This window comes from Peribacillus muralis (assembly GCF_001439925.1).
In the GTDB taxonomy this organism is placed as follows: Bacteria; Bacillota; Bacilli; order Bacillales; family DSM-1321; genus Peribacillus; species Peribacillus muralis.
In genome coordinates this window covers 130,349-137,177 of the sequence record NZ_LMBV01000011.1, presented here as the reverse complement: position 1 = coordinate 137,177, position 6,829 = coordinate 130,349, and the positions used below count along the sequence as shown (strand labels likewise).

Here is a 6,829-nt window from a genome sequence, read left to right as displayed (position 1 = left end):
TCAAGGATTCCAGGGACCTCAAGGGGAACAAGGGCCTCAAGGATTCCAGGGACCTCAAGGGGAACAAGGACCTCAAGGATTCCAAGGGTCTCAAGGGGAACAAGGACCTCAAGGATTCCAAGGGCCTCAAGGGGAACAAGGGCCTCAAGGATTCCAAGGACCTCAAGGGGCCACTGGGGNTCAAGGATTCCAGGGACCTCAAGGGGAACAAGGGCCTCAAGGATTCCAGGGACCTCAAGGGGAACAAGGGCCTCAAGGATTCCAAGGTCCTCAAGGCGATCAGGGGGGTGTTTTAGGTTTTGCAGACTTTTTTGCAATAATGCCTCCTGATAATCTTACACCTGTTGCTCCTGGTACAGACGTTGATTTTCCACAAGATGGACCTACTAGTGGCACGTCTATTGTTCGGACTACTGCCGATTCATTTACCTTGTCTGCAATTGGCACGTATCAGGTCTTATTCCAGGTGAGTGTGACCGACCCAGGTCAATTGGTTTTAACTTTAAACGGCGCTGATTTAACTGATACGGTAGCTGGTCGAGTAACTGGTACTTCCCAGATAGTAGGAATGGCTCTTGTACAAACGACAGTAATCAATTCAATACTCACTGTACGAAATCCTGCTGGCAATGCGCCGATTACCATAACTCCTTTAGCTGGAGGAATAAGGCCTGTTACAGCACACCTTGTTATCACGCGACTCGGATAGACGAGACGATAATGTGACAGACTCCATATCAAACCAAGTTGGAGCTCGATTCGTAGGTGGCTTTTAATCCCCATGACAACTCTTTGCTCTAAATATAAGGAATCACTCTTTTTCACAATCCCACCTGCTTTTTATTGAACAAACGGGTTCTTCATATTTAAAGGTCAACCAGATATTTCTGGTTGACCTTTTTAGAATTTAACCAAATTCATCAATTTTTTTCTACAATAGAGTAATATCAGGGAACTACGGAATTGTATCGGTACGTAAATCCACATATAAAAAATCCTAATTTCTCACTTTTATCACCGAGAAATTAGGATTTAGTTACTTCATTAAAGTGCCGTTTAGCGGAATACTCGATAAAGATGAAGAGATTTTATTTCTTTTATAGTTTGCAAGTTTAGAATTTAGGTAACTGTTCCACAAACAATCAAAAGGATATGTTACTCTTTAATATCTGTGTATGTTGATAACTCCACCCAGTCAGAAACTTCTTTTGTTAATTGTTCTACCTTGTTCTGAAATAATTCGTGTGCATCACTTCCTAAAAATAAATGGACTGGAGGGTTTTCTAAACGGCTTAATTCAATAAAAACTTCAGTAGCTTTATTTGGATCCCCCAGTTGCTTTCCATTTTTCTCAGCATAGAAATCCTTCATATTTTCGGTTGCTTCTTTATAAGCATCTATGGGCTCACTAGGATAACGTACGGAATCTTCACTTAAAAAATTTGTTCGAAAGAAACCCGGGAGTACACAAGTAGCTTTAATACCAAATGGGGCTAGGTCCGTTGCTAGACTTTCCGTTAGCCCGTTTATGGCAAATTTTGTAGCTCCATAGATTCCTGCCCCATCAAAACCGACGAAACCTCCGATAGAGGATAGATTAAAAATATGACCTGATCTTTGTTGGCGCAAATTTGGTAACGCCGCACGTATTACATTCAATGTACCAAAGACATTGACGTCAAATGACATTCTGGCTTCTTTGTCAGTTAGTTCTTCTAGTGCCCCGAATTGTCCGAATCCTGCGTTATTTACGACGACATCGATTGTGCCAAACCTCTCAATTGTTTTATTAATGGCATTTCTGACACTTCCTTCATCTACAAGATCCACTTGCAATGGTAAAAAATTTTCATTATGTTCGGTGATTATTGCATTAAGTTGATCCTGATTCCTAGAGGTTGCAGCTACACTAAATCCTTCAGTCAGTAATTTTTTAATCAATGTTAACCCTAAACCTTTAGAAGCACCTGTTACAAACCATACATTATTTTGAATCATCTAATATCTCTCCCTATATTTAGTGAATTTGTAGTACTCTTAAAGTGTAGTTTATTATTGTAACGATAAGTCAAGGCTGATTTTTTTAATGATTACTTCTTGTTATATAAGTAAATTATGAAAGATCCTAATGTCTAGAAAATATTTTGGTTATAGTTACAATAACTATAAAGGGGTTGGTTTCATGTCTTTTTCAATGAAATATGTAATTGATACTTTAAATGTTTCGGCAAATACACTTCGGTTCTATGAAAAGGAAGGGATTTTAAAAAATATTTCTCGTGATTCCATCGGAAGAAGGATTTATGACGAAGAAAATCTCAACTGGATTAATTTTATACTCGCTCTTAGGATGACGGGAATGCCCATTTCTAAAATAAGGATATATGTAGAACTTTATGAAGCAGGCGATAGTACCTTCACTAAACGAAAAGAAATGATGAAGCAGCATAAGGTAGAGGTGCAAAAGCAATTGAATGAAAGCCTGAAACATCTGGAAATAATCAGTTATAAGTTAGCAACTTATGAGCTACAAGAAAAAGAAAAACTGCAAAGATTCTAGTATCTTAAATAGTAAGTTCACCATTCGATGGGTTTATGTATTCAACAGAATGCTTTAACGACTAATCTAGGATATCGGTGCAGATTTTTTAGAAGTAGTAATTGAAACTAACCTCGTATTAATACAAAGTGGAATGGAACGGAAGGTGCGAGACTCCTGCGGGAACTGCGGTCAAGGGGAGACACAACAGGCGCTCCCTTATCCAGAGGCTCCCCAACCGCCTCTGGATAAGGGAGCGCCTGCAGTGCAATGAAACGGCCAAACTTCAGATTCTCCAAACTGCGGGAAATGGGAATGCCATCTTAGGTTTTCGCACTAAGTGAAATGAAACGATCAAAAGACAAACCCCAATATCGAGTTTGTCTACAGTCTGAAACCTCCGTGCGGTCAGGTTTCTAGGAGCTTATTTATTCGATTGTGCTAAAACGCAACTTTGTCACAGACTTATAACGCTCACCCTTTTCCACAAGAGTAGTAGGGAACTGTGGATGATTGATGGCATCTGGGATACCCTGCGTTTCCAAGCACATCCCCAAATATTCTCCCGATTGCCTCCCGCGAATGGAAAAATCATCACCTAATGCATTACCAGTGTATAAAACGACCGAGGGCTGATTGGTTTCAATGCTAAGTCTCCGGCCGCTTTCATCGTCTTGCAAAACAATATCCGCACCATCGCTCGCCTCTAACAGAAAAGGATGATCATAGCCGTTTCCAGCCAAGACGTTTTGGGGATGCTCGGATGTGATCCCGTCTTGTATCACACGTCCATTGCGGAAATCGAATACAGTGCCCTCCACATCCATAGCGTGACCTGTTGGTATCAAGCTCTCATCAAGCTCGAGGAATTGACCGCTATTTAAAGTCAGCCGATGTGATTCGATGGTCCTTTTCAGGTCACCGCTCAAATTGAAATACGTATGATTGGTCAGATTCAAAACGGTTCGCCGATCACTTTCCCCTTCGAGCGTAAGGATGATTTCATTATTGTTCGTAACCGTATAGATCACCAGCAGTTCAACCGTTCCTGGATAGCCTTCATTCAGATGATCACTGACATGGCTATAGCGAATGCTGATTGAGCCGTCTTCTTCGGTGACGGACACATCCCAAACCACCTTATCCAAACCTTTGATGCCGCCATGCAGATGGTTTCCAAGATTGTTTTGGGCAAGTTTGTACGTTTCTCCATCTATCGTTAACAGGCCATCCTTGATCCGACCCGCATGGCGTCCTACCACTGAACCAAAATAAGGGGAATGCTTTTCATATTCGGCAACAGTATCAAAACCGAGCACAACATTTTCTGATTTTCCATGTCGGTCCGGAACGAAGATACTCGTAATTGTACAACCATAATTAAGAGTCGTTACCTCCATCCCGGCATCAGTGACAATCTTATGTTCGATGATTCGCTTTCCATCCAGTTCTTCGAGCCATGCTTCAGTTACCTGCATTTAAATTCCCCTCCATACTATAAGCTCAGACAAAAACGCTGGAATGCGCTTTGACCTTGAAGATCCCTTTTGAATACTCCTGCGTCTTCCAATGTCCTGAGGAATTTAACTCCCAATTCCTTTCGTAAGATGTCTTGAACGGTTTCTTTACGAATGCTTTCATCATATCGAGCCCTTAAATCGTTAGCCCATACCATATGATACTCTTGCACTTTTTCCGTTCCGCCCAACAAATAGGCCTCGATCTCCTCCAGCTCCACCTTCAGCCTTGCCGGAAGAACAGCAAGACCCATCACCTCGATCAAGCCGATGTTTTCTTTCTTTATGTGGTGCACATCGAGGTGGGGATGAAAGATACCATGTGGATGTTCATCATTTATCCGGTTATTGCGCAGTACAAGATCCAGCTCGAGTTGACCATCCTTAAAGCGCGCAATCGGCGTGATTGTATTATGCGGCGTTCCATCAGAATATGCGCTGATTTCTACCTCTTCATCCGAATACTGCCTCCACTTCTCCAGGATGATGTTAGCTGCATTTGTCAGCTCTTCCCTCTTTTCACCTCTTAAACGAATGACGGACATTGGCCACTTCAAGGTATGAGCCTGCACTTCCGGAAATTCGTTTACGGTAAAGCGAAATTCTTCCGCTGCATTTTCCATGGCAAATTCATAGTGCCCGCCTTGATAATGATCATGGTTCAATATCGAACCTCCTACAATCGGGAGATCCGCATTCGAGCCAATGAAATAATGTGGAAACTTCTCTACGAATTCCAAAAGCCTTGAAAATGTTGCCTTTGAGATTTTCATGTCCCGGTGCTCTTCAGAAAGAACGATGCAATGCTCATTGTAGTACACGTATGGAGAAAATTGAAAATGCCAAGGCTCATCCGTTAATGTAAGCCGGATTGTCCGATGGTTCGAGCGTGCCGGATGTCCAATTCTCCCGCTATATCCCTCATTCTCGACGCAGAGGAGGCATCGCGGATAGGAAACGGCTTGCTTTTTCTCTTTCTCCAAAGCGATTTGCTTTGGATCTTTTTCTGGCTTCGAGAGGTTGATCGTGATATCAAGTTCACCGTATTCGCTTTCCAGTTTGTAGGTAATGTTTTTATCGATATGCTTCATTTGTATATAATTGCTGTTCTGACTTAAACGATAAAAATAATCGGTTGCGGCCAGTGGGTCTTGATGATATTTTTCATAAAAGGTTCCATTCACTTCCGACGGTCTTTGGATGAGAACATTCATGATCTTACTGCTGAGGATCTCTTTTTCTATGTCGAGATCGTCAACGATGCCCTTTTCGCTTGCATAAGCAACTATTTCCTCAAGCAAATCAGGAATGGCTGCGTGTTTCCGTTCTTCTGCCGCAAACGGGAATTCCACTAAATGAAGAAGGGCCATGATTTGATTACGAGAATAAATTTCGTCCTCTTTCAACATCATATTGAGCTGAAGGGCCCGATTCAGAAGTGTTTGAATAGCTGTATAGATCTCCATGTGAACACTCCTCCGTTATTAATATTTTTCACAGCCTCCATCAGCTAGCGTTGCTGGACTGCTACAAAATTGAACCTTTATATTTGTTTTGTTCCATCCCCTATGCTTGCTACATAAAAGTTGGCTTCATAGCCAATTTTTTGCTTATATTGCTCACCGACCGCTTTGATGAAAGAGTCCACCTTATTTTCATCGACCAACGCTAACGCACACCCGCCAAAACCGCCGCCGGTCATTCTGGCTCCCACGGTTCCAGCCTGTGCCCAAGCTGCTTCCACAAGGGTATCCATTTCAATTCCCGTAATTTCATAATCGTGGCGCATGGATAGATGAGATTCGTTCATGAGGTTTCCGAAGGCGCCTAAATCCCCTTCTTTCAGCGATTTCAAGGCTCTTTTTGTTCGGCTGTTTTCAAACACCGCATGTTTTGCGCGCCTCTTTAGCATGTCATCTTCAATCAGTGATGAATTGGCTTCAAATTCGGCTTCCGTAAGATCGCCGAGGCTTTGGATATCCAGCTTCCTTTGCAAAAGCTCCAATGCCTGCTCACATTCCGAACGGCGTTGATTATACTTCGAGTCTGCCAGTTCCCTTCGTTTGTTCGAGTTGATGATAATGATTTTATGGCCATCAATATCCAGAGGGGCATACTCATATTCAAGTGTTTGGCAGTCAAGGAACATCCCGCAATTCACCTTCCCCATCCCGACAGCGAACTGATCCATGATACCGCTATTGACTCCAATGAAATCGTTCTCGACTTTTTGTCCAAGCTTGACCAGCTCAATGCGATTAAGCTTAAGGTCAAAGAGCTCATCCAGGATAACCCCCGTCAGCATTTCGAGGGACGCGGATGAGGAAAGGCCCGCACCGTTTGGAAGATTACCAGATACATACATATCAAAACCAGCAGGAAGTGAACCTTGGCTTTCCTGTACATAACGAATCATCCCCTTTGGATAATTGGACCAATTATCTTCTGCATTGAATTCCAATAGATCAAGAGAGAATTCGATAATGCCCTTATCGGCGAAATTCTTTGAGTAGACGCGAACGCGGCGGTCCTCTCTCAGCTTGACAACGCCATAGGTACCATACGTGATCGCACACGGTAACACATATCCGCCATTATAATCGGTATGCTCACCTATAAGGTTAATGCGTCCAGGTGAGAAGAAGGTGTGCACACCCTCACTTGCTTCGATTGAGAATACTTGTTGAAACTCTTTGATTAACTTGTTTTTTTCCATGGTCTCTCCTTTAATTCGTTAAAATGAAAGACCAGTGCAAAGCTATACACCCTCTGC

General features: G+C 42.6%; 5 protein-coding genes. 1 reads left to right on the top strand and 4 read right to left on the bottom strand.

What is annotated here, in order from left to right:
- Positions 1-1,155 precede the first annotated feature (1,155 nt).
- Entirely contained in the window at positions 1,156-1,998 is an 843-nt protein-coding gene (locus ASU00_RS14945; RefSeq protein WP_057914270.1) for an SDR family oxidoreductase, read from the bottom strand.
- A 184-nt stretch (positions 1,999-2,182) separates the two neighbouring features.
- Between ASU00_RS14945 and ASU00_RS14940 the strand changes: the two genes are divergently transcribed.
- The gene (locus ASU00_RS14940) at positions 2,183-2,560 is read left to right on the top strand and encodes a MerR family transcriptional regulator (RefSeq protein WP_057914269.1); all 378 of its coding nucleotides are present in this window, start codon (positions 2,183-2,185) and stop codon (positions 2,558-2,560) included.
- A 407-nt stretch (positions 2,561-2,967) separates the two neighbouring features.
- On the opposite strand, the gene ASU00_RS14935 is transcribed toward ASU00_RS14940, so the two are convergent.
- The 3 genes from ASU00_RS14935 to ASU00_RS14925 all read right to left on the bottom strand — a co-directional run bounded on the left by ASU00_RS14935 (position 2,968) and on the right by ASU00_RS14925 (position 6,772).
- On the bottom strand, positions 2,968-4,017 hold the full coding sequence (locus ASU00_RS14935) for an aldose epimerase family protein (RefSeq protein WP_057914268.1): 1,050 nt from the start codon (positions 4,015-4,017) through the stop codon (positions 2,968-2,970).
- A 17-nt stretch (positions 4,018-4,034) separates the two neighbouring features.
- The gene (gene galT / locus ASU00_RS14930; protein ID WP_057914267.1) at positions 4,035-5,522 is read right to left on the bottom strand and encodes a UDP-glucose--hexose-1-phosphate uridylyltransferase; all 1,488 of its coding nucleotides are present in this window, start codon (positions 5,520-5,522) and stop codon (positions 4,035-4,037) included.
- A 77-nt stretch (positions 5,523-5,599) separates the two neighbouring features.
- Entirely contained in the window at positions 5,600-6,772 is a 1,173-nt protein-coding gene (locus ASU00_RS14925; protein WP_057914266.1) for a galactokinase, read from the bottom strand.
- Positions 6,773-6,829: the final 57 nt, after the last annotated feature.

Coding starts and splice junctions, on each gene's coding strand:
- ASU00_RS14945 (WP_057914270.1), bottom strand. CDS start 1,998: ATGATTCAAAATAATGTATGGTTTGTAACAGGTGCTTCTAAAGGTTTA.
- ASU00_RS14940 (WP_057914269.1), top strand. CDS start 2,183: ATGTCTTTTTCAATGAAATATGTAATTGATACTTTAAATGTTTCGGCA.
- ASU00_RS14935 (WP_057914268.1), bottom strand. CDS start 4,017: ATGCAGGTAACTGAAGCATGGCTCGAAGAACTGGATGGAAAGCGAATC.
- galT (WP_057914267.1), bottom strand. CDS start 5,522: ATGGAGATCTATACAGCTATTCAAACACTTCTGAATCGGGCCCTTCAG.
- ASU00_RS14925 (WP_057914266.1), bottom strand. CDS start 6,772: ATGGAAAAAAACAAGTTAATCAAAGAGTTTCAACAAGTATTCTCAATC.